The sequence below is a fragment of the Kouleothrix sp. genome, from assembly GCF_046328425.1.
Classification (GTDB): Bacteria; Chloroflexota; Chloroflexia; order Chloroflexales; family Roseiflexaceae; genus Kouleothrix.
Genome location: NZ_JAXLWP010000005.1, coordinates 182321 through 208390 on the forward strand (window position 1 = coordinate 182321; position 26070 = coordinate 208390).

The 26070-nt window shown below is 65.7% G+C and carries 29 protein-coding genes; 10 read left to right on the plus strand and 19 right to left on the minus strand.

Features of this window, described 5'->3' with window-relative positions:
• The first annotated feature begins 2 nt into the window (after positions 1-2).
• Both ruvX and U0177_RS05495 read left to right on the plus strand, forming a co-directional pair.
• Positions 3-449 (plus strand): Holliday junction resolvase RuvX, encoded by a 447-nt coding sequence (gene ruvX / locus U0177_RS05490; RefSeq protein WP_409569594.1) that lies wholly within the window; start codon positions 3-5, stop codon positions 447-449.
• A gap of 9 nt (positions 450-458) precedes the next feature.
• Complete coding sequence (locus U0177_RS05495) at positions 459-971, plus strand: hypothetical protein (protein WP_409569595.1); 513 nt, start codon at positions 459-461, stop codon at positions 969-971.
• Positions 972-1014: 43 nt separating this feature from the next.
• Here U0177_RS05495 and U0177_RS05500 read toward each other — a convergent pair whose 3' ends face one another.
• From U0177_RS05500 to pdxS, 9 genes are all read right to left on the minus strand, one after another.
• Complete coding sequence (locus tag U0177_RS05500) at positions 1015-1989, minus strand: P1 family peptidase (protein WP_409569596.1); 975 nt, start codon at positions 1987-1989, stop codon at positions 1015-1017.
• A gap of 300 nt (positions 1990-2289) precedes the next feature.
• Positions 2290-3036: a DsbA family protein gene (locus tag U0177_RS05505; RefSeq protein ID WP_409569597.1), complete on the minus strand. Its 747-nt coding sequence runs from the start codon at positions 3034-3036 to the stop codon at positions 2290-2292.
• Positions 3033-3542: a zinc ribbon domain-containing protein gene (locus tag U0177_RS05510; protein WP_409569598.1), complete on the minus strand. Its 510-nt coding sequence runs from the start codon at positions 3540-3542 to the stop codon at positions 3033-3035. The genes U0177_RS05505 and U0177_RS05510 overlap by 4 nt, the downstream gene beginning before the upstream one ends.
• Positions 3543-3624: 82 nt before the next feature.
• Complete coding sequence (locus U0177_RS05515; RefSeq protein ID WP_409569599.1) at positions 3625-3954, minus strand: cyclic-di-AMP receptor; 330 nt, start codon at positions 3952-3954, stop codon at positions 3625-3627.
• 10 nt (positions 3955-3964) lie between these two features.
• The gene (tmk, locus tag U0177_RS05520; RefSeq protein ID WP_409569600.1) at positions 3965-4711 is read right to left on the minus strand and encodes a dTMP kinase; all 747 of its coding nucleotides are present in this window, start codon (positions 4709-4711) and stop codon (positions 3965-3967) included.
• Positions 4712-4723: 12 nt separating this feature from the next.
• Entirely contained in the window at positions 4724-6403 is a 1680-nt protein-coding gene (locus U0177_RS05525; protein WP_409569601.1) for a R3H domain-containing nucleic acid-binding protein, read from the minus strand.
• Positions 6375-7394 (minus strand): hypothetical protein, encoded by a 1020-nt coding sequence (locus U0177_RS05530; protein ID WP_409569602.1) that lies wholly within the window; start codon positions 7392-7394, stop codon positions 6375-6377. The genes U0177_RS05525 and U0177_RS05530 overlap by 29 nt, the downstream gene beginning before the upstream one ends.
• Positions 7395-7466: 72 nt before the next feature.
• A complete protein-coding gene (gene pdxT / locus U0177_RS05535; RefSeq protein ID WP_409569603.1) occupies positions 7467-8039 on the minus strand; it encodes a pyridoxal 5'-phosphate synthase glutaminase subunit PdxT in 573 nt (190 codons plus the stop codon).
• Positions 8040-8223: 184 nt separating this feature from the next.
• Positions 8224-9105, minus strand: coding sequence for a pyridoxal 5'-phosphate synthase lyase subunit PdxS (gene pdxS, locus U0177_RS05540; protein WP_409569604.1), 882 nt, complete (start codon positions 9103-9105; stop codon positions 8224-8226).
• A gap of 374 nt (positions 9106-9479) precedes the next feature.
• Here pdxS and U0177_RS05545 point away from each other — a divergent pair, with 374 nt between their 5' ends.
• The 5 genes from U0177_RS05545 to U0177_RS05565 all read left to right on the plus strand — a co-directional run bounded on the left by U0177_RS05545 (position 9480) and on the right by U0177_RS05565 (position 13386).
• Positions 9480-10100 carry a hypothetical protein gene (locus U0177_RS05545; RefSeq protein WP_409569605.1) on the plus strand — a complete coding sequence of 207 codons (621 nt, stop codon included), beginning with the start codon at positions 9480-9482 and terminating at the stop codon, positions 10098-10100.
• A gap of 194 nt (positions 10101-10294) precedes the next feature.
• Complete coding sequence (locus U0177_RS05550; RefSeq protein ID WP_409569606.1) at positions 10295-11269, plus strand: hypothetical protein; 975 nt, start codon at positions 10295-10297, stop codon at positions 11267-11269.
• Between the two features lie 3 nt (positions 11270-11272).
• Entirely contained in the window at positions 11273-11521 is a 249-nt protein-coding gene (locus U0177_RS05555) for a hypothetical protein (RefSeq protein ID WP_409569607.1), read from the plus strand.
• Between the two features lie 74 nt (positions 11522-11595).
• Positions 11596-12213, plus strand: a complete 618-nt coding sequence (gene nadD / locus U0177_RS05560) for a nicotinate-nucleotide adenylyltransferase (RefSeq protein WP_409569608.1) — start codon at positions 11596-11598, stop codon at positions 12211-12213.
• 102 nt (positions 12214-12315) lie between these two features.
• Positions 12316-13386, plus strand: a complete 1071-nt coding sequence (locus tag U0177_RS05565; protein WP_409569609.1) for a M42 family metallopeptidase — start codon at positions 12316-12318, stop codon at positions 13384-13386.
• 25 nt (positions 13387-13411) lie between these two features.
• Here the strand turns inward: U0177_RS05565 and U0177_RS05570 are convergent, their stop codons facing one another.
• The 7 genes from U0177_RS05570 to ltaE all read right to left on the minus strand — a co-directional run bounded on the left by U0177_RS05570 (position 13412) and on the right by ltaE (position 20614).
• Positions 13412-14146 (minus strand): M23 family metallopeptidase, encoded by a 735-nt coding sequence (locus U0177_RS05570; RefSeq protein WP_409569610.1) that lies wholly within the window; start codon positions 14144-14146, stop codon positions 13412-13414.
• Between the two features lie 23 nt (positions 14147-14169).
• Positions 14170-15033, minus strand: a complete 864-nt coding sequence (locus tag U0177_RS05575; protein ID WP_409569611.1) for an STAS domain-containing protein — start codon at positions 15031-15033, stop codon at positions 14170-14172.
• Positions 15034-15369: 336 nt separating this feature from the next.
• On the minus strand, positions 15370-16812 hold the full coding sequence (gene proS, locus U0177_RS05580; protein ID WP_409569612.1) for a proline--tRNA ligase: 1443 nt from the start codon (positions 16810-16812) through the stop codon (positions 15370-15372).
• 132 nt (positions 16813-16944) lie between these two features.
• A complete protein-coding gene (locus U0177_RS05585) occupies positions 16945-17751 on the minus strand; it encodes a hypothetical protein (RefSeq protein WP_409569613.1) in 807 nt (268 codons plus the stop codon).
• A gap of 41 nt (positions 17752-17792) precedes the next feature.
• Positions 17793-18485 (minus strand): ribulose-phosphate 3-epimerase, encoded by a 693-nt coding sequence (gene rpe, locus U0177_RS05590; RefSeq protein WP_409569614.1) that lies wholly within the window; start codon positions 18483-18485, stop codon positions 17793-17795.
• Positions 18486-19030: 545 nt separating this feature from the next.
• Complete coding sequence (locus U0177_RS05595) at positions 19031-19540, minus strand: N-acetyltransferase family protein (RefSeq protein ID WP_409569729.1); 510 nt, start codon at positions 19538-19540, stop codon at positions 19031-19033.
• Positions 19541-19573: 33 nt separating this feature from the next.
• Positions 19574-20614 carry a low-specificity L-threonine aldolase gene (gene ltaE, locus U0177_RS05600; RefSeq protein ID WP_409569730.1) on the minus strand — a complete coding sequence of 347 codons (1041 nt, stop codon included), beginning with the start codon at positions 20612-20614 and terminating at the stop codon, positions 19574-19576.
• 379 nt (positions 20615-20993) lie between these two features.
• On the opposite strand from ltaE, the gene U0177_RS05605 reads away from it, so the two are divergent.
• Entirely contained in the window at positions 20994-21842 is an 849-nt protein-coding gene (locus U0177_RS05605) for a bifunctional 5,10-methylenetetrahydrofolate dehydrogenase/5,10-methenyltetrahydrofolate cyclohydrolase (protein ID WP_409569615.1), read from the plus strand.
• 1 nt (position 21843) lies between these two features.
• On the opposite strand, the gene U0177_RS05610 is transcribed toward U0177_RS05605, so the two are convergent.
• The 3 genes from U0177_RS05610 to U0177_RS05620 all read right to left on the minus strand — a co-directional run bounded on the left by U0177_RS05610 (position 21844) and on the right by U0177_RS05620 (position 23858).
• Positions 21844-22314, minus strand: coding sequence for a GNAT family N-acetyltransferase (locus tag U0177_RS05610; RefSeq protein ID WP_409569616.1), 471 nt, complete (start codon positions 22312-22314; stop codon positions 21844-21846).
• A 214-nt stretch (positions 22315-22528) separates the two neighbouring features.
• Positions 22529-23134 carry a superoxide dismutase gene (locus tag U0177_RS05615; protein WP_409569617.1) on the minus strand — a complete coding sequence of 202 codons (606 nt, stop codon included), beginning with the start codon at positions 23132-23134 and terminating at the stop codon, positions 22529-22531.
• 88 nt (positions 23135-23222) lie between these two features.
• Positions 23223-23858: a helix-turn-helix transcriptional regulator gene (locus U0177_RS05620; protein WP_409569618.1), complete on the minus strand. Its 636-nt coding sequence runs from the start codon at positions 23856-23858 to the stop codon at positions 23223-23225.
• 441 nt (positions 23859-24299) lie between these two features.
• On the opposite strand from U0177_RS05620, the gene U0177_RS05625 reads away from it, so the two are divergent.
• Both U0177_RS05625 and U0177_RS05630 read left to right on the plus strand, forming a co-directional pair.
• On the plus strand, positions 24300-25271 hold the full coding sequence (locus tag U0177_RS05625) for an SAM-dependent methyltransferase (RefSeq protein ID WP_409569731.1): 972 nt from the start codon (positions 24300-24302) through the stop codon (positions 25269-25271).
• Positions 25250-26023 (plus strand): SDR family NAD(P)-dependent oxidoreductase, encoded by a 774-nt coding sequence (locus tag U0177_RS05630; RefSeq protein WP_409569619.1) that lies wholly within the window; start codon positions 25250-25252, stop codon positions 26021-26023. Before U0177_RS05625 ends, U0177_RS05630 begins: the two co-directional genes overlap by 22 nt.
• Positions 26024-26070 lie beyond the last annotated feature (47 nt).

Sequence of the window (26070 nt, forward strand, 5' to 3'; positions counted from 1 at the left end):
CGATGAGCGATGAACGTGGGCGGGTGATGGCGCTCGATGTGGGCGGGCGGCGGATCGGCGTGGCGCTGAGCGATACCCGGCGCGTGCTCGCATCGCCGCTCACCACGCTGCGCGCCGAGCCGCGCGAGCGCGCGCTCGCCGAGGTTGCCAAGCTGGTGCGCGAGTACGAAGTGTGCGAGCTGGTGGTGGGGCTGCCGCTGACGCTCAGCGGCGAGGTAGGCCCGCAGGCGCGGCTGATCCAGCAGTTCGCCGAGCAGCTACAGGCGCAGCTCGCCGTGCCAGTGCGCATGTTCGACGAGCGCCTCACCACTGTCGCGGCCGAGCGCATGATGGTCGACCTGGGCATGAAGCCCGAGCAGCGCAAAGCCCGGATCGACGAGGTTGCCGCCTCGATCATCCTGCAAGATTTTCTCGACTCGATCCGCGAGCGCACCGACCATGATCTGTAAGGGGCAGCCATGAGTGCGACGTTGGTGCTCAACGGGATCATCGTAATGGTTGGGCTGCTGGTGTGCAGCTACTTCCTCAGCCGTCTCATCACCGCGCTGATCTACCGCGGCTCGGTAATCGAGGGCGACGCCGAGCCGGGGCCTGACGAAAGCCCTTCGTTGGTCGATCGGGTGGTGGCCTCGGGGCCGATTGTCGCAACTGCCATGTGTGGCGGTTCGCTCGGGCTGCTGGCCTTTCGCAGCGGCATGCGCGTCGACGTGCACCCCGCCGGAGTTCTGCTCAAGCTGGTGATGATGCCTGCGATGGTGCTACTGCGCGAGGAGATTACGGCGGTGCGCGTAGTCGAGGCCTTGTTTTTAAACGATATCGAGATCGTTCACTCTTCGCCGCGGCTCACAGCCCCAGTGCGTCTGAGCTGCCGCGAGGGCAGCGAGCTGCACGCCGCATTGCTGGCAATTGCGCCTCCGCCAGCAGCCGCAGCGGCCGAGAGCGCCGGCGAGGCTGGCAGTGAGCGCGCGTAGCCGCCGAGCACGCGCGCCAATGGCTGGCTACGAGCCAGCCGCTTTATGCCTGAGCCAGCGTACGGACGCTGGGCAGCCCGCCGAGCGATGTGGCCTGCGTTACGCAGCGCTCGATCGCGCGCGCCAGCACGTCGGCGGCTACGGCGCCCAGCACCGGTAGTGGCAGCCCTGCGCGGCCGCCGGTGGCCAGTGCGAACACGGTGTCGCCGTCGAATGGCGTGTGCACCGGCTTGACGGTGCGCGCCAGGCCGTCCTGGGCCATCTGCGCGAGCTTATTGGCCTCGGCCTTGCTGAGCCGCGCGTCGGTGGCCACTACCGCCAGCGTCGTATTCTGGGCCATCACCATACGCATATTGTGCTGGTAGCTCGCGTCGCGCAGCAGCTGCATCGAGCCGATCAGCTGCGGTGTGCCAGGTGCGCGCGTGCCGGCAAGAATGCGGTTGCTGGCCTCTTCGTACACATCGCCCCAGGCGTTGCATACCGCCAGCGCGCCGATCACCGTCCCGTCGGCCAGGGTTTCGCTCCAGCTGCCCACGCCGCTTTTCATTGCGCCGGCCGCGCCAAACAGCTTGCCCACTGCTGCACCGGCGCCAACCCCAACGCAGCCCTCCGCCACACTGGTGCCGGCAGCCTCGCAGGCGGCCCGCCCCAGCGCCGCGTCGGCCCAGCGGTCGCTCCGGCCGATCAGCAGGTCGAAGATCACGGCGGCCGGCACGATCGGGATCTTCGCGACGTTCACATCGTAGCCGATTGCGCGCTCGTGCAGCCACTCGGCCACGCCACCAGCACCGGCCAGGCCCATCGCGCTGCCGCCGCATAGCGCGATGGCGTGCACAACAGCGACCATCGCAGTTGGGTCGAGCAGGTCGGTTTCGCGCGTGCCGGGGCCGCCGCCGCGTACGTCGCCGCCGCCGACCGTGCCCTCAGGCGCAAGCACCACCGTGCAGCCGGTGAGCGCGTCGAGATCGTGCGCGTGGCCAACCAGAATGCCGGGGACATCGGTGATCGCAGGCGGCATAGCAAGCCTCGTTATTGTTAGGGCTTACACAGTTGGATTGTTCGGCTCCCCCAATGCGGCACAGTTGCCTGGGCGTGTGCGAGCGCGCCGACTGCGTATGTCATTGGGGCTTACGCAGCTACGCTGTTCGGCTTCCCGAAGCCATGCATGTGCCTGTGGCAGCTGATCATCGTGTTCATTTTCAGCGCGGAACGCGGAAAATGGACACGCCCAAAGCGAAAGTACCGCTCTGCCGAAGGCAGAGCACGCCAACTGCGTAAGCCCTAGTCATAATTGCCTATGGGATGAAAATAAGCGCGGCTACTGCTCGGCCAGCATGCCGTCGAGCACGTCTTTCCAGACATCAAACGGCTGCGCGCCAACCAGCAGCTTGCCATTCACCACGAACGATGGCGTGCTGCGCACCCCTAGCGCGGCCGCGTCGCGGAAGTCGGCCTCGATCTGCGCGGCGTAGCGGTTCGCCTGCACGCACTCCTGCAGCTTCACGGCGTCCAGGTGCAGCGCGGCGGCGTAGCCCACGAAGGTGCCGAAGTCGGCCGTATCGCCGCTGCCCCAGGCTTGGGCCGCCGCACCTTGAAAAAGCTGGTCGTGCATGGGCCAGAATGCGCCTTGCTCGGCGGCGCAGTTGGCTGCGTGCGCCGCCAGCAGCGCGCCGGGGTGGATGTCGACCAGCGGAAAATCGCGGTATTGAAAGTAGACCTTGCCAGTGTCGATGTAGGCTGCCTGGATCTGCGCGGCGGTATCGCTGGCAAAGCGCGCGCAAAACGGGCACTGGAAATCGCTATACTCGATGACGCGAATAGGTGCCTGCGGGTCGCCCATGCCGCGCGGGTCGTCGGGCGATGCGGATGTGGCGGAGGATGGTGTTTTGGCCATGGTCGGCACCATCCGGCCCGTGGCGGCCGGATGGCCTGCCGATGCGGCCGGCGCCTCGGCGCCACAGGCGGCGAGGCCCAGCGCGGCCAGCAGCACAATGGCGACGCGCAGCCAGGCGTTATCGGTGGAGCGGGAGGCCTGGCGCAGGCGCGCGGCCAAGCGGCGGGTCATCGCTCGACCAGCTCGGCTTGCTCGGGCGAGCGCGGGCGCTGGTAGGCTGCTGCGGCAGTGCTCGAGATGCCGGCGTCGCCGCAGTACGGGCACAGCGACCACGTCAGGTCGACCACGCGGTCGCAGGCCGCGCAGCGGCGGCGCAGCGCGGTGTGGCAGTGCGGGCACACCACGAAATCGGGCTCAATGCCGCGCTGGCAGTGCGGGCACACATACTTCTCTTCAAGGTCGCGGCGCAGATATTCTTCTTCGAGCGAGCGCTCGTACTTCTCGGTGAGCGTCTGGCGCGGGCGCAGGATCATATGCAGCAGCACGCCGGCGAACGGCAGCAGCAGCGCCAGCGCCACTGCCAGCACCTGCACCACCACATCATCGCTGCGAGAATGAATGTCGCGGTATGTCCAGAGAACCGAGGCAGCCCACAGCAGCACGATATACGCGCCCAGAGCCCAGCCGATAATTGTCAGAATGGGAACGACATTGGTAATAAGCGACCGAATATCCAATAGAAAACTCCTCGTGGCGTGATCGTTGCGGGCGAGCGCCCGGCCTTATTGTCGCGCACTCGCCCGAAATGTCAAATACCGGCTACAGCCGCGCCACGTCTTCGGCCCGCAGCACGAACACGGTCGCACCGCCAACCTGCACTTCCACCGGCGAGGGCGGGTAGAACTCGCCCGACTCGGCCACCGGCGGTAGCGGCGAAATATAACGGGTGCGGGTATAGCAGTGCTCGCGCACATTTTGCAGCAGCGGCTCGACATGGTGGTCGTCGACGGCGATCAGCAGCGTGACATTGCCCTCGCGCAGAAAGCCGCCCTCGCTGCTGATCCGCGTTACGCGGTGGCCCTGTGCGGTCAGCGCGTCGAGCAACTCGCCGGCATCCTGTCGCTGAACAACGGCTAGGACTAATTTCATGCTGCTGCCTTTACTGCGTGTCGGGGGTGGTGGTTTCGAGCATTTGAATGTGCTCGAGCCACGGCTCAAGCTCGCCGGCGATCTGCCCGGCAAGCGCATCGATCGCCTGGCAGGCGTCGAACGCGCGCCAGCGCTCGGGCTCCTGCGCTATCAGCTTGCGGTAGCCTTCGGCGACACGCCGGTGATACGCGACCTCGCGCGCGTCGAGGCGGTTCCACTCGATCGGCCCGCGGCCCTCGGCGCCGCCGAGGCGTGGCAGCTCCGAGGGCAGGTTCAGCGGCGGCGCGGCGCGGCCGGCGTCCTGCTCCTGGCGCTTGCGGCGCTTGCGCTCCAGCCCCTCGTCGGCCGTCAGGTCGAGGTAGATCGTCACGTCGGGCAGCAGCCCACCGGTGGCGATCGCGGTGAGTGTGCGTAGCTCGTTCATATCGCGGCCGAGGCCATACCCCTGGTAGGCGTAGGTCGAATCGGCGTAGCGATCGCACAGCACGATACCGCCCTGCTCGAGATACGGCCGGATCACCTCATTCACCAGCTGCGCGCGCGCGGCCGAGAACAGCAGCATCTCGGTGGTGTCGGCCATCTCGGTATGCTGCAGGTCGAGCACAATGCGGCGGATCAAGTCGCCGATGCGGGTGCCGCCAGGCTCGCGTACAAGTATCACCGGGTAGCCTCGGGCGTGTAGGTAGCTATACAGCAGCCGCGCCTGCGTGCTTTTGCCGCTGCCCTCAGGCCCCTCGAATGTTACGAACAAGCTCATCTGCGGGCGATCCTAACTGCGAAAGATCTTGACGCGGCGGTTGGGCTCACGGCCGCGGCTTTCCGAGCCGACATTATACCGCTCTGCCAGCTGGTGCTGCAAACGGCGCACGTAGCTTTCGCGCGGAGTGAGCTCTACGGCGCTGCGCTCGCCATTCATCACCCTGGTGATCGCTTGCTCGGCCTCCATGATTGCGTCGGTCACCTGCTTGCCATCGCCATTGGTACGCCGTGCCGTGGGCGGCGGGCTGGCTTCGTCGTCTTCTTCGTCGCTGGCGCGAATGTGAAACACGTCGGCCAGCTGGCGCTCCATCTGGGTGATCGTGTTGTTGCGCAGCACGTACACCGGCACGCCGCGATCTTCGGCCTGGCGCATGCGGTCGGATCCCTGGCGATAGTAGCTTTTCAGCGTCATCACCATGGTCGCGTCGTGCATGTCGCGCACAATTGTGGCGGGTACGCGCAGGTTGGCAATCGCGCGGTCGAGCCGGTCGCGGCTGACGCCGAATGGGTAGATGCGCTGCTGCGTTCCGCTGGTGCTGGCCGGCGCGGCGATCGGCCCGATGCGCCGCTCGGTGCGGGTGCGCGTGCTGCCGTTGCGCTCGCTGCGGCCGTCGGTGCGCTGCCAGCCGTCGCCGCGCCGGCCGCCGTACGTGCCGCCGTCGCCGCCATCGCGGGGCAGGCTGCCCGCCTCGACGTGGATCTGGCCGTCGGCATCGCGCGAGCGCAGCTCGGCCTGCGGCTCTTCGCCGCGCAGTACGCTGTCGACCGCGCTTGAAACATCGCTATACACCGAGACACGATCCCAGCTCTGGATCTCGACCAGCACGTCGAACGTCGGCGGGGCCTTGCGCTCGAGCACGGTCTTCTGGGTGCCGCGCCGCCTGGCCTCTTCGTCGCCAAGCGTGACTGCCTGGATGCCGCCGATCAGATCCGAGAGCGTCGGGTTCGACATAAGGTTGTCGAGGGTATTGCCGTGCGCGGTGCCAATCAGCTGCACGCCGCGCTCGGCGATCGTGCGTGCCGCCAGGGCTTCGAGCTCAGTGCCGATCTCGTCGATGACGATCACCTCGGGCATGTGGTTCTCGACAGCCTCGATCATCACGGCGTGCTGCTCGGATGGCCGCGGCACCTGCATGCGCCGCGCCCGCCCGATGCCCGGATGCGGAATGTCGCCGTCGCCGGCGATCTCGTTCGACGTATCAACGATCACCACGCGCTTGTGCAGGTCTTCCGCCACCACGCGCGCTGTCTCGCGCAGCATGGTGGTTTTGCCCACGCCGGGCTTGCCCAGCAGCAGCAAGCTCTTGCCCGACTCGACCAGGTCGCGGATGATTGCGATTGTGCCGAGCACCGCGCGGCCGACCCGGCACGTCAGGCCGATCACCTTGCCGCCGCGGTTGCGAATGGCCGAGATGCGGTGCAGCGTGCGCGGGATGCCAGCGCGATTATCTTCGCCAAACGCGCCGATCCGCTGGATAACATAATCGATGTCGTCCTGCAGCACTTCGCGGTCGCTCAGAAAGCGCTCGTGGCCACGGTAGCGCGCTTCGGGCAGGCGCCCGAGATCCATCACAATCTCGAGCAGGTTTTCTTTATCGTCGGGCCCGCCCTCGATCGACTGCCGGATGTGCAGCGGCAGCGTATCGAGCAGCAGGTCGATATTACTGGTGATAGGGCGTGGGTCTGTCATAGTACCTCGCATCCTCGCCGAGCGAGGAGATCGTCGGGATCGGCCCGCGCGGCTCCGGCCGCGGCTCGAGCGCTGGAAGCAAGCTTGATCGCCTGACTGCCACCGTCGTTTGTTTGAACAGCAGGGCTTGCTCGCCGATCGGCTGAAACCCGAGGTCGCTAGCTGGGGCGAGCAATTCGCTTTGGTACTCGCGTAGCAAGAGGTAGACCGGCAGCGTGTCGGCGATCTGGCCAAGCCCGAAGCGCAGCACATCGGTGACGATATCGCGCGTATCGGGGTGGATCAGCAGTGTGAAGACGTGAGCGGCCGGGCCGCTGGTAAGCCGGAGCGCGGCATTCAGATTATCGTCGGCGCCCAGCACCCAGCCGCGGCGCGGCGCGCGGCGCCAGCCCTCGGTGATCGGCAGCTGCCAGTCGCGCGCGACGCGCGCCTCGGCCTGCTGCACCAGGTGCGGGGTGATCATGCCGTAGAGCCGGTGGATCGACCAATCGTGGCGGCGGGCCTGCGGCCGCATCGGCGCGACCGTCACGCCCTGATCCCAGTCGGGGCCTTCAAGCCGCAGCACGATTTGCTGGGTATAGCCGGCAAAGCCGAGCTGGCGGAAGATCTCGCGCAGCTCTTCGTGGCGCTGGGAGAGCGCGGCATACAGCCGCTGCACGCGGCGCTGGCCGGCGTGGACGCACAGCGCCTCGATCAGCCGGAACCACACATCTGGGTCGGTCGGGTGGCCGTGGCCGCCGCCATAGGCCGAGAGCATCACGATATCTTGCTCGGGCCGGCCGCTGCGCCCGACTGCCTGTGCTACCGCGCGCATGCCGCGCTCGCGATAGAGAAACGTGGCGCCTTCGCGGCCACCCTCGAGCAAGCAGCGCAGCGCAAACGGAAGCTGGCGATGCGGGCGGGCGAGCATCGCTTCGTTATACAGCCACACCTGGCTGCGTGGCTTGCGCCGTAGCGTCCACAAGTCACCGGGAGTGACAGGTCGAATCATACACTCAGTTCTGAGTTTCGAGTGTTGAGCTTTGAATGATTCGGTTCAAACTCAAAACTCAACGCTGAGAACTCATAACTCCAAAAAGTAGCGGTGAAAGCGTTCGTCGCCGGTGAGCTCGGGATGGAAGCAGGTTGCCAGTAAATGCCCCTGCTGCGCTGCTACGATGCGCCCATCGGCCAATGTCGCGAGCACGCGCACAGCGGGGCCGGGCTGCTCGATCAGCGGCGCGCGGATGAACACCGTGTTCAGCGGCGCGTCGCCAAGCGCCTCGATCGAGAGGTTGACCTCGAAGCTGTCGAGCTGGCGGCCGAACGCATTGCGGCGCGCGGTGATGTCCATCAGAGCCAGCGCGGGCTGCCCGGCCGGCCGCCCTTCGGCGATGCGCTGGGCCAACAGTATCGCCCCGGCGCAGGTGCCCCAGATCGGCATGCCCTTGCGCCCGCGCTCGCGGATTGGTTCGAGCAGGCCGTACAACACCAGCAGCTTGCCGATCGCGGTGCTCTCGCCCCCCGGTATGATCAGACGATCAACCTCCGCCAGATGTTTCGGGAGCCGAACCTGGAGTGTCGGCGCGCCGATGCGCTGCAGCATCGCCTCGTGCTCGCGGAAGTCGCCCTGCAGAGCTAAAATTCCTATGGTCATAAATCGTTATGCGCTACGCATCTGCGTCGTTCTACGTCACTCAGGGGTACTCGAAGCTACGCTTTTTGCCTGCGGTGATCATCTGTGTATAGTTTGTTCGCGCGTAGCGCGAACAAACTATACACAGAACAGAAAGCACTGCTCTGCCGAAGGCTGGGCACGCTAGCGGTGCAATGTACAGTCGCTACCAGCCGCGCCCGGCCATGAGCTTGTCTTGGGGCAGCGAGCTGACGCTGATACCAACCATTGGCTCGCCCAAGCCCTTGCTGACTTCGGCGATGATCTCGGGCTCGTTGTAGTGGGTGGTGGCCTCGACAATTGCGCGCGCGCGCTTGGCTGGGTCGCCCGACTTGAAGATGCCCGAGCCGACAAACACACCATCGACGCCAAGCTGCATCATAAGTGCGGCGTCGGCTGGGGTGGCGATGCCGCCGGCGGCGAAGTTCACGACGGGCAGGCGACCTGCCTCGGCCACTTGGCGCACCAGCTCGTAGGGCGCCTGGATGTTCTTGGCATACGTAAACAGCTCGTCCTCGTCCATGCTGGTGAGGCGGCGAATTTCGGTGTAGACGGTGCGGGCGTGGCGCACTGCCTCGACGACATCGCCGGTGCCGGCCTCGCCCTTGGTGCGCAGCATTGCCGCACCCTCGGCCACACGCCGCAGCGCCTCGCCCAGGTTGCGGCAGCCGCACACAAACGGCACTTTGAACTTATGCTTGTTGATATGGTGCTCTTCGTCGGCCGGCGTCAGCACTTCGCTCTCGTCGATATAGTCGATGCCGAGCGACTCGAGCACCTGCGCCTCGACGAAGTGGCCAATGCGGGCCTTCGCCATCACTGGGATCGTCACCGCCTCCATGATCCCGAGGATCATCGAAGGGTCGCTCATACGTGCAACGCCGCCCTGAGCGCGGATATCGGCCGGCACGCGCTCGAGCGCCATCACGGCGACGGCGCCGGCTTCTTCGGCAATGCGCGCTTGCTCGGGCGTCACAACATCCATGATGACGCCGCCTTTGAGCATCTGCGCAAGGCCAATTTTCGTTGTCCACGTTGATTTATCCATACCAACCAGCTCCTTGAAGTGTGTTGCGTGGTTTCAGTTTCGCGCATATTGTACCATACGCCCCGATCGCCAGCAATGCTGCGCCTGGCTAGCGCCGCCCCCATGATGCGCACTGCAGTGTGAGCAAAGATTTATACAAGATACTTGACAATATATTGTAGTACTTGTACAATGCCGGGGGATGATTATGTCTTCCCAATCATTCAGAACAAGTGGTCTAATCTGTTCGGCCTGCTTGCAACGCCCGAATGAGTGTAAATGCTTTTCAGGCGCTCTGCGCATTGAGCACTTGACAGCGCTCGTGCGGAGTGATAGTATTATAGAACAAGCGTTCTATGTACTTGGGGCCTTTTAATCGATACGCGTGAGATGTTGTGCGCTTCCGCTGGCTGCTGCTGATCGTGCTGGTGTTAGCTGGATGCGGGCAGCCGCTACAGATCAACACCCCGTCGGCGCGCGCGACTTCGGCGGCAAGTTCGGCGCCGGCGGCCAGCCCAGCGCAGCGGCCAACACCGGCAAGTAGCCCTGGCGCACCGCTGCAGGGAACGCCAACACCAGGTATAATAGAGCAGCCCGGCGGCACAGCCGCCACGCCTGTGACTTTACCTGCCGATGGTACGTCTATCGTCGTGGTGCCAAATACCGCAGTGCCGCTGGACAACCAGCAGCGCTGGCGAGCGCAGCAGATCGGCCGGCAGCCTTTTCCCGAGCGGCGCGTCTACTACGCTGCTCAGCCAGTGCCATTGCTGTGGTTCGACCCGCTGAACAATCAGATTGTAGAAATCGGCACGATCATCGGCGATGTGACGGTGCAGGCCCAATTCACGCTACGGCAAACGCAGCAGCCCGCGCTCGAGGTGCCATACCGCATTAATAACGATTTTGGTCTGACAGCCATTTCAGAGGCGATACGCGAGCGCATGCGCGCCGCCGGCTATACGGAAAGCGTCGAAACGTATATCACCCAAACAGAAGCTGTCGCGCCCAAACCATAAGAGGCCAACAGTTGTTGCTGGATCAGGCGCCGTTAGCTCATGATCGATTTCGATCCAATACGCTTGTACACTCACACCCGGCGGGCGCGCGCTGCGCATCCGTTGGGCTTTTTTACGTTGTAGAGGCAAAATAGTAAAATGAGTATTCTTTCTCGCTTCGCATTCTCGCTTTGCAATGACGCAAGGAGGCGCACATGAGCAGCCGCTACCTCGACATGATGCGTAGCCAGCGTCGGCGCGGCCCCGGGTTTCAGTTCACCTCGAAAACGCTGCTGGCCATTCTGGCGCTGATCGCGATGGGTGGCTCGGCAGTGTACTGGTGGGGCGTCCAGTCGACGCTCATTCCCGACAACAAGATTGTCGCGTTTGCGTTCACCGCCATTCTGGTGCTGGCGCCACCGAGCCTGGTGAGCTTCCTGATCCCCTGGAGCCCCGGCGGCATGCTGCTGCAGAAAGTCAATGCGCGCACTTGGGGCTACGCAGTGGTGATCGCCTGCTCGATCTACCTGCTGTACTACTCGTTCCAGATCCAGTGGAGCTGGTGGGCCGCGCAGCAGGTGGTGGCCGAGAGCGGCCTGATCTACCAGCAGGTGTTTGTTGGCATGATTGGCTTTATCATCATTCCAGCGCTGCTGTGGACGCCGGTCTCCTCCGATGAGCTTGTCGAGCAGGTGCGCCAGGCGCACCTGGTGAAGCGCTACGAGCTGCAAACCCAGGCCGACATCGCGATCTTGCGCGCCACGCTGCTGCGCGCGCAGGAGAAGGCGCTGGTGGGTTTCGCCAACCTGACGGTCGACGAGCGCGAGGAGCTGGCGGCCGTGATGCGCAGCCTGGTCGGCGGCATCGACCGCACGCTGCGTGAGGTTGGCCAGACGGTGAAGACCGTCAGCGGTGTGGCGATCCCGTTCGACGGCATGCTCGACGATAATGAAGATATCCGCGATGTGCTCGAATATATCAGCGAGAGCCTGACGCGCTCGACACTGACCACGCGCGCCGATGCCGAGCGCCACGAGATGGCACTGCAGGCCCCGGCGGCCGAGCGCGAGTACGATGAGACCCGCGAGACCCGCCGCGTCGATCCGCGCACTGACGCGCGCGAGGCCCGCTACTATCAGAACGAAGAGCCGCGCCGCCGCCGCACCCGCGCCGACGACTACGAGGGCTAAGCCATGCGAGGACGACAGTATGCGACGGGCGGAGCGCTCCCCGAGCGCGACTTGCAAGAGCTGAGCGACGCGCTGGCGCTGCGCCTGTACCAGCGCCTGGGGCGTCGTGCCTACCGCCTGACGCGCCAGGATGTCGCCGAGCTGATCGAGCCATATACCGATGATCTCGTGCAAGAAGATCGCTCGATGCTGCCGTGGCTGGTGTGGGATCTGCTGCAAGAGGGCATGGAGATCGAATACCAGATGCGCTAAGGCAGGCATATATTTCGCGAGCAGGGTGGGCAGAAGCGCCTACCCTGTTTTTATGCCCATGCTATAATCACGCCATGCGTACACGTGTCGGGCTGCTTGGCGGCTCGTTCGACCCAATTCATTATGGGCACCTGGCGATCGCCGAAGATGTGCGTATCGCGCTGCAGCTCGAACGCGTGATCTTCATACCGGTGGCACAGCAGCCGTTCAAAATTGGCCGGCATGCCGCCGCCGCTCCGGCGCGCCTGGCAATGGCGCAGCTCGCCTGCGCTAGCAACCCCGCGTTTGAGGTCTCATCGATCGAGCTTGAGCGCCCTGGCCCTTCCTACACCATCACCACGCTTGAAGCGTTCAATCAATCGATCGACGCCGAGCTGTACCTGATCCTCGGCGCCGACACTGCTGCTGATCTCCCGCGCTGGCATGCGGCCGCGCGCGTGGCCGAGCTGGCACGGCTCGTGGTTGTCGAGCGGCCCAGGGTGCAATTCGACCGCGCGCGCCTGCTGGCGGCGCTGCCCGCTGCTGCCGGCCGCCTCATCGTCCTGGCAGGCCCGCAGATCGCGATCTCGAGTACGCTGCTGCGCCAGCGCGCCGCCGCCGGCCTGCCGCTGCGCTACCTGACGCCCGACCCAGTTGCCGAGTATATTCACGAGCACCGGCCCTACCAGGGCGCGCGCTACGGCGGAGCGTAGGCTCAGCCGGCCATACGAGCGCCCACACCAGGTTCCTGGCTTGGCAGATCCGGTTCCATGGCTGTGTACTCAACGATAATCGGAACACAGAGGAGGCACCTAATGGACGAGACCTTGCAGATGCTCAAAGATCTGACCGATGCGCCTGGTGTTTCAGGCTTCGAAGAGCCGGTTCGGCGGGTGATGCGGCGCTATATGGAGCCGTTAGGCGAGATCATGACCGATAACATCGGCTCGATCATCGGCCGCAAGGTCGGCAAGGCTGGCGGGCCGAAAATCGTTATGGCCGGCCACTTGGACGAGATCGGCTTTATGGTAACGCGCATCACCGACGACGGCTTTCTGAAGTTTCAGACGCTGGGCGGATGGTGGGAGCAAGTAATGCTGGCACAGCGCGTCGAGGTACACACGCGCGATGGCGTAGTGATCGGTGTAGTTGGCTCGAAGGCGCCGCACCTGCTTTCGCCTGAAGCGCGGAAAAAGATGTACGAGAAAAAGGACATGTTTATCGACGTGGGCGCCAGCTCGCGCGCCGATGCCGAGCAGTTCGGCATCCGGCCCGGCGACCCGGTAGTGCCGATCTGCCCGTTTACAGTGATGCGGAATGAGAAGCTGCTGATGGCCAAAGCCTGGGACAACCGCTTCGGCTGCGCGCTGGCGATTGAGGTAATGCGGCGCCTCAAGGGCCAGCGCCACCCGAACGAGGTGTATGGTGTCGGCAATGTGCAGGAAGAGGTTGGGCTGCGCGGCGCTGCCACCACCGCGTTCGCGATCAACCCCGATATTGGCTTCGCGCTGGATACCGGCATCGCCGGCGATACGCCGGGCATCAGCGTCGACGAAGCCCAGGGCAAGCTGGGCAATGGCCCGGTGGTGCTGCTCTACGACGCCAGCATGATTCCGCACGTTGGCCTGCGCGACCTGGTGATCGACACCGCGCGCGCCGAGAACATTCCCATCCAGTTCGACCTGATACCGGCGGGAGGAACCGACGCCGGCCGCATACACCTGTTCGGCGCGGGCGTGCCATCGCTGGTGATCGGCGTGCCGGTGCGCTATATTCACACGCATGCCGCGATCATGCACCGCGATGATTTCGACAACGCCGCCAAGCTGATGGTGGCGGTGGTGCAGCGGCTCGACGAGGAAACGGTGCGGCAGCTCAAATCGTAGGCATGAGGCAAGCAGTCTCTGAACGCTACGGCAGCTTCGGCGCGATATTCTCGCCCTTCTGCCAGGCGCGCAGATACTGATACGGCGCTAGCTCGCCGCGCCGCACTGCCCAATCGGCGGGTGTGGTGGGGTGCGAGATGCCAAAGTGCAGGTGTGCGGCCGTGGTGGCCGCGTCGCCGCTTTTGCCGGTGAGCCCCAGCAGCTGCCCGGCTACTACGCGCACACCTGGCTCGATGCCATCGGCCACCTGCGATAGGTGCGAGCCATAGTAGCGCACGCCGTCGTCGCCGACGATCGCCACCGAGAGGCCGCCGCGTGTCGCGCCGTCGTTGACGCGCGGGCTCCAGGTGTCCTCGCGGCTCACGAAATCGACAACGCCGGCCGTGACTGCGACAAACTCGCTGCCAATCGGGCAGAAAATGTCGGCGGCTGGGTAGTCGTGGTGGTATTTGCCATAGCTCAGCTTGCCTTGGCTGCGCACGGGAAAGACATAGACCTGTTCGACCGCCGTGGCGCTGGGCGCCGGGCCTGGCGCTAGAGTGGCGCTGGGCGCCGGGCTTGGCGGTGCGGGTGTCGGGCTTGGCGTAGTAGTGGCTGTGGCCGCTGGCGAAGCGGTAGGCGTGGTGCTCGGCGCGGGCGAGCGCGTGGCGGTAGTGGTGATAGCGAGAAGCGTAGCGGTTGGAGCCTGACGTTCCTGCACGGTTGCGGCGCAGGCATTCAGGCTCGCAGCCAGCAGCGCGAGCGCCAGCCACTGCAACAAACGCAGTATCATTGGCACACGGGCTAAGCTAAGCGCTGGATGGCATAGCCGCGCTGGCGCAGCGCGTACTCGATGCCTGCCTGCAAGTTCGAGCGGGTAATGATATTGCGCAGCTCGACGCCCAGCTGCACAATCGTCTGGGCGATTTCGGGGCCAATGCCCACCAGCACCACCTGCGCGCCCAGCAGGTTCACCGCGCGGGCCATCTGGATGAGATAGTTCGCGACGCCGGTATCGACAACCGGCACGCCGGTGATGTCGAGGATGAGCACGTCGGCCTGGTTGCCGACAATCTTCTCCAGCACCGCTTCCATCACCTGGGTGGCGCGCCGTGAGTCCACCGCGCCGGTGAGCGGCAGCACCAGCACGCCCTCGTAAATTGGCACAATCGGCGTCGACAGCTCCTGGATCAGCCGCCCCTGGTAGGCGATCGCCTGGTCGCGCTCGGCCAGCAGATCCTGGGCATCGCGCATCACGTCGGTGTAGGCACTGATGATCGCCTTGGCCTGCTCGGCCAGGCCGCCCTCGATCAGGCGAATAGTGTGGTGATCCCATTCGCGCGGCTCGTAGATCTGCTCCATCAAATCCCACAGATGCGCGCGCAGGATATCGACGACATGAAGCACTTCGCCGAGCGGAATCTGGCTGCTGGCGCGGTGCTGGGCTGTCTGGCGCGCGAACTGCACCAGTGTCGCAAAATCGCCGGCCTCAAGCGACTGGATCCAGGCGTCTACGCTTTTCGCCAGCGTATCGCGCAGCTCTTCGCGTGGCATATTGCTGTAGGAAGGGCTGCCCTGAGTGCGCAGATCGTCGACCAGCCGATCGACAAAGTCGGCCTGCTGGCTTTGCCAGGCGTCGATAAGCTTGCGTAGCGCTGGATTGGTCATGCTGGTGCTTCCACTTACTTACAGGGCCTACGCGGTGCCCTCCCGCGCGGGAGGTCGCCCAAATGCACCCAAGGGCGCAGCTCTCCAAGACGCTCTCTTTTGATCCACAGCCTGACGCTGTGTTGGCCGACTGCGGCTCAAAAGGTTCTGCCTATCTTCTCATCTGCCGAAGGCAAAAACGATTGCGTAAGCCCTGCGACTTATGATGGCTCGCGCGAGCGCGGCACGTGGGCCGAAAGGCACGCTGTTGGTATTGTAGCCGATCTCCACGCCAAAAAAGATAACAATATGATTGCGCTTGGCGACTCGCGGCGCTCAGAAACGACGCGCGGGCCGCTAGTAGGCGCGGGCAAAGATGACCTGGCGGGTAGCAGGCTTGCCGGTGTATACGCAGGTGCCGCCGGTGCCGGGCTGGTCGAGCGGAATGCAGCGGATCGTCGCGCGTACCTCGTCCTGGATGCGCTTTTCGTCTTCGGTGGTGCCAGCCCAGTAGCAGCGCGCAAAGCCGCGCTCGATCTGCGCCTTGAGCTCGTCGTAGGTTTGTACGTCGGCGGTGTGGTCGTCGCGGAACTTGAGCGCGCGGTCGTACAGGCTCTGCTGAATCTCGGCGAGCAGGCGCTCGATATGCTCGGCGAGGCCGGCCTGCGGCACGAACGACTTGCCGGCTTTGCCCGGGATGTCGCGGCGGGCCAGCGCCACGCTGCCCTTCTCGACATCTTTGGGGCCTACCTCAACGCGCACGGGAACGCCCTTTAGCTCCCACTCGTTGAACTTAAAGCCGGGCGTAAGGTTCTCGCGGTCGTCGATCTTGAAGCGCAGGCGGCCTTTCCAGGGCGCAGTGATCTGCTCGACAGCGCCGAGCACTGCGCTTTTCTCGGCGTCGTTCTTGTAGATCGGCACCACGACGACCTGGGTGGGCGCGAGGCGCGGCGGCACCACCAGGCCCTCGTCGTCGGAGTGGGCCATGATCAGCGCGCCGATCAGGCGGGTGCTGACGCCCCAGCTGGTGGTCCACGCCGTCTGGATCGTGTTGTTCTGGTCGGTGTAGCTGATGTTAAAGGCGCGGGCGAAGTTCTGGCCGAGGTTGTGCGACGTGCCGGCCTGCAGCGCGCGGCCGTCCTGCATCATGGCCTCGATGCAGTACGAGCGCAGCGCGCCGGGGAACTTCTCTTTTTCGGTTTTGAGGCCCTTGATCACCGGGACGGCCATCTCCTTTTCGACGAAGTCGGCGTACACGTCGTGCAGGATCATGAGCGTCTCGCGCTCGGCGTCGGCCTCGTCGACGTGGACGGTATGGCCCTCTTGCCAGAGGAACTCGGCGGTGCGCAGGAATGGGCGGGTGCGCATCTCGGCGCGCATCACATTGGCCCACTGGTTGATCAGCAGCGGCAGATCGCGGTAGCTGCGGATCCATTTTGCGTAGAAGTAGCCGATGATCGTCTCGGAGGTGGGGCGCACCACCAGCGGCTCGGGCAGCTCGTTGGCGCCGATCTGGGTGACTTCGAATAGCTCGGGCGCGAAGCCCTCGACGTGCTCGGCCTCTTTCATGATGAAGCTCTTGGGGATCAGCAGCGGGAAGTAGGCATTCATATGCCCGGTGGCCTTGATCCGGTCGTCGAGGCCGCGCTGGATCGCCTCCCAGAGCGCGTAGCCCGTGGGCTTGAACACGATACAGCCGCGAACCACTTCGGCGTAGTCGGCCAAATCGGCGCCGCGGACGATATCCAAATACCACTGCGAGTAGTCCTGAGCGCGTGGCGTTATTCCGTCTTTGGGCATTGGTTCCTCTCAGCTACACGAGTTACGCGGCGGGCCGCGTAACGGGATGCCTGGCGGGCCGGGCCAACCAGGATGACCTTTAGGGCTTACGCAGTTGCGCTGTTCGGCATCTTACTGCGGCGCTAAGTGGCGCTATGTGTACGGCAGCGCGGCCACCACCTCGATCTGGGCAAGCTCGACGCGCAAAGCCCACTGCTGCGGGTCGGCGTCGATCTGCTCGATCCAGCGCGCCCGCCCGCCGGCGGCGGCGATCTGGTCGGCATAGCGGTCGGCGGTTTCGAACTCAAGGCCCTCGGTGGCGACGTAGCCGAGCGAAAAGCCGCCGGCGCGCAGCAGAAACAGCGGCCACGACACATCGGTGCCGATGCTCTGGTCGGGGCAGCCGGCCAGCAGTGCGCCAGCGGCGGCGCGCGAGATACCGCGTGCCGCTGCGGTGACGTCCCACGCGTGCCCGCCGGTGAGCGCGAACACCCGGTTGATGATCGCCTCGGTGTCGCGCTGGGTGCGCGGGTGCGAGGCGAAGGCGCGCTCGCTGCGGCCGAGCACGGTGAAATCGTATTGGCCGATCAGCGCGGCAACCTGGGCTAGCTCGGCTGGGTGAAACTCGGCCCAGTGCAGGGCGCGGTCGAAATCGCAGAACAGCACGTGCTCGGCGCCAGTGCTGAGCGCCAGCTCAAGCGCAGCTCGGCGGGTGCCGCCGAGCCGGGCGAGCCCATTGAACTCGGCCGTCGTCTCCTGGCGCACGAGCGCGCCAGCCGAGCGCAGCAGCTCGATTGCGCCGGGTTGGGTTGCGCAGGTTGCCTGGACAGCCATATGCTGAAAAGTGGCCCCGAGCGCCGGCAGCGCGCGCCGGATCTGCTCGTTCAGCCGGCCCTCGGGGTCGTGCTGGGTGCTGGCCAGCGCCACCGGCATGGCCGGCGTATAGCGTATCGGCGTCACGTTCGAGCTGCCTCTTGTCGCACGTGCGGGGCTGCGCGGCGCTAGCGCTCGCGCAGGGCGGCGCGCATGCCGTCGATTGCCTCGGCCACCGTCTGCCGGCTGTTGAACACCGCCGACCCTGCGACGATGTTGGTGGCGCCAGCGCCGGCCACCTCGGCGACATTGCGCTGGCTGACGCCGCCATCGACCTGGATCGCCACGTGGTCGAGGCCGCGCTCGGCGAGGATCTGGCGCAGCCGGGCGATCTTGGCGGTGCTGGTTGGGATGTACTCCTGGCCGCCAAAGCCCGGGTTCACGCTCATGAGCAGCACCAGGTCGACATATGGCAAGATCTCGTCGAGCGTATTCAGTGGTGTCGACGGGTTAAGCGCGACGCCGGCCGTTACGCCAAGCTGCTTGATCTGCTGGATCGTGCGGTGCAGGTGCACCGACGCCTCGACGTGCACCGTGACGTGGTTTGCGCCTGCTTTAACGAAATCGGCCACGTAGCGCTCGGGCTGCACGATCATCAGGTGGCAGTCGAGCGTCAGATCGACGGCGCGGCGCAGCGCCGCGACCACCGGCAGGCCAACGCTGATATTTGGCACGAACACGCCATCCATCACGTCGATCTGCAGCCAGTCGGCGCCGGCAGCGGCGGCGGCGCGGGCATCCGCGCCGAGGTTAGCGAAATCGGCCGAGAGCACCGACGGCGCCAGTAGCACGTCGTGCCCGGCTATTGTTCCAATTGGCACCACACACCTCCATCAGCGCACTCCGCTTTCCACCGCGCAATTAGACTGTATTGGAAATACCACTGGTGGGGGTTTGGGGGCCGCAGGCCCCCAAGAATCCTCTCTTGGTGGGGTGTGGATGGTAGCAAAGCTACCATCCATACGCCGCCAGGGAGGTTCGGAGGAGCTTTGCCCCTCCGGCTCCCCTGTTTCCGATTGGGGCTAATTATAGCATAACCAATAGAACGAGGTGGATGGGCCGGGCAGGCGCCGATGGGTCTTCTACGCTGTTCGCTTGATCACGTATCGATTGTATTGCACGACGTGGCTACGCCACGTCGTGCAATACAATAAGAAGCTGTTTGAAAAGGGTGGTTTGGAGGGACGAAGTCCCTCCAAGTTTCCACTTTCGGCGGGTGGCGGCCACATTTGTGGCCGCCACCCGCCAGAAGAGTGCGAGGGGCATAGCCCCTCGCGCACCCCCTTTTCAAACAGACTCTAGAAAATGGGGGCGGCGAAGCCGCCCCAAACCCCACCAAAGTGTAAGCCATCAAGCGAATTTGGTATTATTCGAGCACGTGGTAATACAGCGCCGTAGCGGCGAGCGTGCCATCGGCATTGCGCGCGTAGCCCGGAATAGTGCCGGCCAGCGTGTAGCCCGCCGAGCGGTACAGCTGCTCGGAAGGGTCGCCCTGGCGCGTGTCGAGCACCAGCAGGCTGCGGCCGTGCTGGCGCGCCAGGGTCGCGAGCGCGGCCATGAGCGCGCGGCCGATGCCCTGGCGGCGCGCCTGGCTGTGCACCAGCACTTTCTGCACTTCTGCGCGGTGCAGAGCGTTGGGTTTGGTAGCCAGCTCGAGCTGGGCGGTGCCCACGGGCGCGGCATCGCGCCGCGCCAGTAGCAGCAGCCGGCTCGCTTGGCGCATATCGGCGATCACGGCCTCCCAGTAGTCGCGCGCTTCGGCGGCGCCGAACGGCGGCAGAAAGCCGATCGACGCGCCGCTGGCGACGCTGTCGGCGAGCAGATCGGCCAGCGCCGGCAGCGCGGCATGCGCGGCCTCGGGCGAAAGCTGTTCGATGGTAAGCACGGGCTGCCTTTCTATGCTTCAGGGCTATGCCAGCAGCGCGAGCGTCGCGCGCACGATCTCGAGCGCCTCTTCGATATCGCTGGCGTCGACGCCATAGTGCGTGACGGCGCGGATATAGCCGCGGCCGATCTCGCCCACCAGCAGGCCGCGCTCGGCCAGCGCGCGCACCAGCGCGGCCGGGGCGCCGTGGCCCGGCTGCAGCCTGAAGATCACGATATCGCTCTGCACGCTGGCCAGGTCGATCGCGATCGGCGCGAAGCCGGCCAGGCCCTCGGCGAGCATGCGCGCATTGGCGTGGTCTTCGGCCAGGCGATCGACCATTTCTTCGAGCGCGACAATGCCGGCCGCCGCGATGATGCCGGCCTGGCGCATACCGCCGCCTACCAGCTTGCGAATGCGGCGCGCCCGCGCCACAAACGCCGCGTCGCCGGCGACGATCGAGCCAACCGGCGCGGCCAGGCCTTTCGATAGGCAGAACTGAACGGTATCGACATGGCGCGTGATCTCGCGCACATCGACGCCCTGGGCCACTGCCGCGTTGAACAGCCGCGCGCCGTCGAGATGCACGCGCAGCCCGCGCTCGGCGGCCAGCGCGTGCACGCCGGCCATATACTCGCGCGCCAGCACCACGCCGCCGCAGCGGTTGTGGGTGTTCTCGAGGCAGATCAGGCGTGTGATTGCCTCGTGCGCGTCGTCGGGGTCGCGGATGGCGTCGGCCAGCGCCGCGAGCGGCAGCTCGCCGCTGGGGAGCGTAGGCACCACGTGAAAAGCCACGCCGCCGAGCACGGCCGGGCCGCCGGCCTCGTAGTGGTAGATATGCGACTCATCGCCGACGATCGCCTCTTCGCCGCGGGCGCAGTGGGCCAGGATGGCGCACAGGTTGCCCATGGTGCCGCTCACCACCAGCAGCGCCGCCTCTTTGCCGACGCGCTCGGCCGCCAGCGCCTCGAGCCGGTTGATCGTCGGGTCTTCGCCATACACATCGTCGCCAAGCGGCGCCTCGGCAATCGCGCGGCGCATCGCGGGCGAGGGCAGCGTCACCGTGTCGCTGCGCAGGTCGATCATTCGCATGTGCTGTTGCTCCTTTGGCATGGCTCAAACCAGCTTTACCATTCATTAGAACCTGTTAGGACTTACGCAGTTGGCGCGCTCAGCCTTCGGCAGAGCGGTACTCTCTTCGTGTATTGTATGCGGTTTTTCCGCGTGGAGCGCGGAAAAACCGCATCATGCTGCCGCAGGCTCAATCTCGTCGCTTGGGGAAGCCGAACAGCGCAAGTGCGTAACTCCTACCTGTTTAAAAAGGGGAAGTGCGAGGGGCTATGCCCCTCGCGCACCCCCTTTCAGACAGCTTCGTAGCTGCCGCAGGCAAAAAAGCGTGCGCCAGCGTGGCGCGGCGCCGACAATTGTATAATACAAATGGAATCAGTTTGCATGGAAGACGACAATGACAGCTACCATTCTCGAGGGCCGCGCGCTTGCCAAGCTGCTGCGCGAGGAGCTACGAAGCGCAATTTACGATTTTCGCCAGGCGCGCGGCGCGGCGCCGACGCTGGCGGTGGTGCAGGTGGACGGCGACCCGGCTTCCGATAGCTACGTGCGCAGCATTGGCCGGGCGTGCGAGGGCGTGGGGATCGCTTTCGCGCTGCATACCTTGCCTGCCGATAGTAGCCAGGCCACGCTTGAGCGGACGATCGGCGCGCTCAGCGCCGACGCGGGCGTGCACGGTATTCTGCTGCAGCTCCCGCTGCCTGCGCGGCTCGACCCCACCGGCGCGATCGCGCAGATCGACGCGCGCAAGGATGTCGACGGCGTAACGCCTACCAGCGCCGGCCGGCTGGCGCAGGGGCTGCCTTGCCTGCTGCCGAACACGCCGGCCGGCGGCATGGAGCTGCTGCGGCACTACCGCATAAGCCTGGCCGGCAAGCGCGCGGTGGTGGTTGGCCGCAGCAACATCGTCGGCAAGCCGATGGCGCTGCTGCTGCTGCACGAGCACGCCACTGTCACCATTGCGCACTCGCGCACGCCCGACCTTGCGGCAGTGGTGCGCGAGGCCGATATTGTGGTGGCGGCGGTGGGGCGCGCCGGCCTGATCAGCGGCGATATGCTCAAGCCCGGCGCGGTGGTGATCGACTTTGGCATCAACGTGCAGAACGACGGATCGATGGTTGGCGATGTCGAGTTTGCGAGCGCCGCCGAGGTTGCCGGGGCGATCACACCAGTGCCGGGCGGCACCGGGCCGGTGACGAATATGATGCTGCTGCGCAATGTGCTGCGCGCGGCGGCCGATTCGTAGCTCAGGCCGGGCCTGCGTCGCGGCGCATCACGGCCAGGCTCATCTGGCGATTGCGCGCGATCCGGCTGAGCGCTGCGGCGATGCTGGCCATGCGCCGAAAGTAGCGCGGCATGGCCGGCTGGCCGATCTGGTAGAAGCCAAACCGCTGGTAGAATGGCACTGTCGGGCTGGCGCACATCAGGTGCAGGGTTCCCGGCTCGCGCGCCAGCAACGCGCGCACGACCGCCGCGCCCAGGCCCTGGCCCTGCCACTCGGGCACCACGGCGATCGAAGCCAGCTCGCGGCTGCCGTCGCGGTGCGGCTTCACCTGGCCAACCGCGATCAGCCCGCCGCTCTCCTCGACCACCAGAAAGCGCTGCCAGTCGAGGCCGAATGGGTTGATGCGCGCCGCGCGTACGATCGCGGTGATCGCTCGCTGGTCGGCGGCTATGGCCGGGCGAATAGATAGCGGTGCGCGCGTCGTGTACTGCATCTACGTGGCGTTTTGTATCTTGGGCTGAGGTGGTTTTCGCTGAAGGCGCTCGGATGCTGGCGTGGAGCGCCAACTTCCGAGCGCAAAAGAAGTGCTACCGTTCAGGAACCTGGGAAGCCCACATCTCCCGGATTGGTGGGTGAGCGGGAGCGGCTTTGCCGCCCCCGCAGATGCTTTCGCGCTCTGACGCGCGAAAATGCATCCCTTTGGCAAGCTAGCTGCCGAAGCGCTTTGCCACTTCTTTCCAGTTGACCGTGTTCCACCAGGCCTCGAGATATTTCGCGCGCAGGTTCTGGTATTTGAGGTAGTAGGCGTGCTCCCACACGTCGACGCCCAGGATCGGGGTCTGGCCGTCCATCAGCGGGCTATCCTGGTTGGCGGTGCTGATCACCTGAAGTTTACCGTCGGCGCCTAGCACCAGCCACGACCAGCCGCTGCCGAAGCGCTTGACGCCGGCGTCGTTGATCTTAGCCTTGAGGTCGGCAAAGCTGCCAAACGCGGTGTTGATCGCTTGGGCTAGCGCGTCGGTGGGCTCACCGCCGCCACCCGGCCCCATGATCTCCCAGAACAGGGTGTGGTTGACGTGGCCGCCGACGTTGTTGCGCACGGCGGCGCGGATGGCCTCGGGCACGTCGTTGATGTGCTTGAGCAGCTCCTCGGCGCTGTACTTCTGCAGGTCGGCGTAGCTCTCGAGGGCGGCGTTGGCGTTGGTAACATACGCGGCGTGGTGCTTGTCGTGGTGGATCTGCATCGTCTGCGTATCGATGTGCGGCTCGAGCGCACTATAGTCGTACGGCAGCGGCGGCAATGTGAAAGCCATCGAAGTCCTCCTTACCCAATCACAGATCGCGCGCGGTCGTTCCGCGCGCCCTTCACAAATCGGTGGCCAAGCGCGTATGCGCCCAGATCTAGCCAGGGCCGATGCGGTAGCGGCAGCATGTGCCGCCTTCGGCGATTAGATCTTCGCGCACCAGCGGCGTGCCCAGCACATCCTCGTAGAGCTTCAGCTCGTGCTCGCACGCCTGCGGGTAATCGCGCGCTACACAGTCGACGGGGCAGTTGTGCTCGGTGAGTGTGTAGCTGCCGTCGGCGTGGTGCTGAAACTCGCACATGTAGCCTTGCTCGGTGAGCGCTGCGGCAAGCTCGGCAACTTGCTCGGCGCGAGCTTTGCCGGCGAGGCGCGGTGCTAGCTGCCGGGCAAGCTGCAAGCGGCGTGCCTCGAACAGCTGATCGATCGCGGCCACGCCGCCCTGCGCCTCGACAAACGCCAGCGCGTCCATGGCCAGCCGGTCGTAGCGTTTGGGGAACAGTGTGTCGGCCTGGCTGGTGAGGCCGTACAGGTGGCTGGGCCGCCCGACGCCACGCCGCACGCCGGTGGTGCACACGAGGCCGTCGCGGTCGAGCATGGCCAGGTGCTGGCGGATGCCCACCGCGCCGATCCCAAGCGCGTCGCTCAGCTCGGCGGCGGTCATCTGGCCGTGCCGGCGCAGCAGCTGCACGATCTGCAGGCGCGTCTCGCCTTGTTCGCGGTGCTCGGGGGTCATGCGGCATTCCTGTTGATTACGATGCCTCAAATCATTTGGCGCCCTGAGTATAGCACTCGCGTTTTGGCTTTGTCAAGAAAATACTATCGAAACTGACCTTTTGGACAGGACGGCGATATGGGTGAGCGGCAGGCCGGAGCGAGTGCGGCGCTGGTGGCGCATGCCTCGTGGCGCGCCGGCCGGTGTGGGCTGGCCCTGAGGCATGCGCGCGCGGCGCTGAGGCTGGCACGGCTGCATTGCTCCACACATCGCGGCTGCGTGCGAATCAGCCGCCGCACAAGAAAAAGAAATTTGGGGGCGGCGAAGCCGCCCCCATGCGCATTAAGCTTACGCCACACAAAGTGTACGTCATCAAGCGATCTGGTATTACTTGACAGTAAACCCCCTAGCTCGTAGACTTGCGCCCTTAATGCAAATGTGCGAATGAAAGGCGCCGCCGCGATGGGCACGCTGTATTCGGTCAGTACGCCGCTTGGCAACCCCGAGGATATCACGCTGCGCGCGCTGCGCGTACTCCGCGAGGTTGGGCTTGTCGCGGCCGAAGACACGCGCCAGGCGCAGCGGCCGCTCGCGCGCCACCAGATCGATGTGCATCTCGTACCACGAGCACAACCGGCTCTCAAAGGTCGACGACCTGCTCACCGCGCTGGCGAATGGCGATGTCGCGCTGGTGTCGAACGCCGGCACGCCGGGCATGGCCGACCCTGGCTTCGAGCTGGTGAGCGCCTGCATTGCGGCCGGCTTTGCCGTGGTGTCGCTGCCAGGCCCGAGCGCGCCGATCGCCGCGCGGGTGGCGGCGGGCCTGCCGACCGACCAGTTCACATGCCTGGGGTTTCTGCCACGGCGCGGCGCCGAGCGGCGCGCGCTGCTGCACACGCTGGCCGACGCGCCGCAGACGCTGGTGTGCTTCGAGGCGCCGCACCGCCTGGCCGACGCGCTCGTCGATCTGCTGGCGATCATGGGCGACCGGCGCATGGCCGTGGCGCGCGACCTGACGAAGGCGCACGAGGAGTTTCGGCGCGAGCGGATCAGCCAGGCGCTGGCGCACTACCGCGAGCACCGGCCGCGCGGCGATTTTACGCTGGTGGTCGAGGGCCGGCGCTGGCCGGTGGCGCGCAAGCCCGCGCCGGGCGCCGCTGCGCCGAGCGCGCCGCCCGCGCCGATCGACGATCAGCTGCCCAGCGAGGCCGAGGTGGCCGCGCGCCTGCGCCAGCTGCGCGACATGGGCAAGAGCGGCAGCGCGGCGGCGCGGCTGGTGGCGCGCGAGCTGGGCCTGAACAAAAGCCTGGTGTACCAGATCTGGATCGGACTCGACCAGGAGCGGCCCGCGCCCGAGGGCTGATGCCGGGGGCCGCGCCGCGTGAGCGCTGGCGGCAGTGGAAGGGTAGGCCGTGGAACTTCGCGACAAAGTGATCGTCATTACCGGGGCTTCGAGCGGCTTTGGCGAGCAGATCGCCCGCCGCTGCGCGGCTGCGGGCGCGCGCTTGGTGCTGGCCGCGCGCTCGCCCGCGCCGCTCGAGCGGCTGGCCGGCGAGCTGGGGGCGCGCGAGGGCCGCGCGCTGGCAGTGCCCACCGATGTCGGCAGCGCCGCCGACGTAGAGCGCCTGGCGGCGACGGCGCTCGAGCGCTTCGGGCATGTCGACGTGCTGGTGGCCAACGCCGGCTTTGGCGTGTTCGACCCGATCGCGCGCGCGCGGGTGGAAGACCTCGAAGAGATGCTCGACGTGAACGTCGTCGGCGTCGCGCGCAGCGTCAAGGCGTTTCTGCCCGACATGCTGCGGCGGCGCAGCGGCCACGTGGTGGTGATGTCGTCGGGGATGGGCCTGGTGGCGACGAAGAATATGGGCTACTACAGCGCCTCGAAGCACGCGCTGGTCGGGCTGGCGCGCACGCTGATGGTCGAGCTGGAGGGAACCGGCGTGCGCTGCGCGCTGCTCTGCCCGGGCCTGGCGGCGACGGGGTTTCAGCAGCGCAGCGGGTGGGAGCAATACCCGCGTATTACCAGGTGGTTTTCGTGCACGAGCGAGCAGGTCGCCGACGCAACAGTGCGGGCCATCCGGCGGCGCACCCACGGCGAGGTGCTGGTGCCCTGGTATGAGTGGCTGACATCGCTCTACGACCTGGCGCCCGGCCTGTTCCGGCTGGTGCTGCGAGTTGTTGGCTGAGAAATTGTCTGAGACGGAACCACCAAGACACGAAGACACCAAGATGA

Coding starts and splice junctions, on each gene's coding strand:
- ruvX (WP_409569594.1), top strand. CDS start 3: ATGAGCGATGAACGTGGGCGGGTGATGGCGCTCGATGTGGGCGGGCGG.
- U0177_RS05495 (WP_409569595.1), top strand. CDS start 459: ATGAGTGCGACGTTGGTGCTCAACGGGATCATCGTAATGGTTGGGCTG.
- U0177_RS05500 (WP_409569596.1), bottom strand. CDS start 1,989: ATGCCGCCTGCGATCACCGATGTCCCCGGCATTCTGGTTGGCCACGCG.
- U0177_RS05505 (WP_409569597.1), bottom strand. CDS start 3,036: ATGACCCGCCGCTTGGCCGCGCGCCTGCGCCAGGCCTCCCGCTCCACC.
- U0177_RS05515 (WP_409569599.1), bottom strand. CDS start 3,954: ATGAAATTAGTCCTAGCCGTTGTTCAGCGACAGGATGCCGGCGAGTTG.
- tmk (WP_409569600.1), bottom strand. CDS start 4,711: ATGAGCTTGTTCGTAACATTCGAGGGGCCTGAGGGCAGCGGCAAAAGC.
- U0177_RS05525 (WP_409569601.1), bottom strand. CDS start 6,403: ATGACAGACCCACGCCCTATCACCAGTAATATCGACCTGCTGCTCGAT.
- U0177_RS05530 (WP_409569602.1), bottom strand. CDS start 7,394: ATGATTCGACCTGTCACTCCCGGTGACTTGTGGACGCTACGGCGCAAG.
- pdxT (WP_409569603.1), bottom strand. CDS start 8,039: ATGACCATAGGAATTTTAGCTCTGCAGGGCGACTTCCGCGAGCACGAG.
- pdxS (WP_409569604.1), bottom strand. CDS start 9,105: ATGGATAAATCAACGTGGACAACGAAAATTGGCCTTGCGCAGATGCTC.
- U0177_RS05550 (WP_409569606.1), top strand. CDS start 10,295: ATGAGCAGCCGCTACCTCGACATGATGCGTAGCCAGCGTCGGCGCGGC.
- U0177_RS05555 (WP_409569607.1), top strand. CDS start 11,273: ATGCGAGGACGACAGTATGCGACGGGCGGAGCGCTCCCCGAGCGCGAC.
- nadD (WP_409569608.1), top strand. CDS start 11,596: ATGCGTACACGTGTCGGGCTGCTTGGCGGCTCGTTCGACCCAATTCAT.
- U0177_RS05565 (WP_409569609.1), top strand. CDS start 12,316: ATGGACGAGACCTTGCAGATGCTCAAAGATCTGACCGATGCGCCTGGT.
- U0177_RS05575 (WP_409569611.1), bottom strand. CDS start 15,033: ATGACCAATCCAGCGCTACGCAAGCTTATCGACGCCTGGCAAAGCCAG.
- proS (WP_409569612.1), bottom strand. CDS start 16,812: ATGCCCAAAGACGGAATAACGCCACGCGCTCAGGACTACTCGCAGTGG.
- ltaE (WP_409569730.1), bottom strand. CDS start 20,614: ATGATCGACCTGCGCAGCGACACGGTGACGCTGCCCTCGCCCGCGATG.
- U0177_RS05605 (WP_409569615.1), top strand. CDS start 20,994: ATGACAGCTACCATTCTCGAGGGCCGCGCGCTTGCCAAGCTGCTGCGC.
- U0177_RS05610 (WP_409569616.1), bottom strand. CDS start 22,314: ATGCAGTACACGACGCGCGCACCGCTATCTATTCGCCCGGCCATAGCC.
- U0177_RS05615 (WP_409569617.1), bottom strand. CDS start 23,134: ATGGCTTTCACATTGCCGCCGCTGCCGTACGACTATAGTGCGCTCGAG.
- U0177_RS05620 (WP_409569618.1), bottom strand. CDS start 23,858: ATGACCCCCGAGCACCGCGAACAAGGCGAGACGCGCCTGCAGATCGTG.
- U0177_RS05625 (WP_409569731.1), top strand. CDS start 24,300: ATGGGCACGCTGTATTCGGTCAGTACGCCGCTTGGCAACCCCGAGGAT.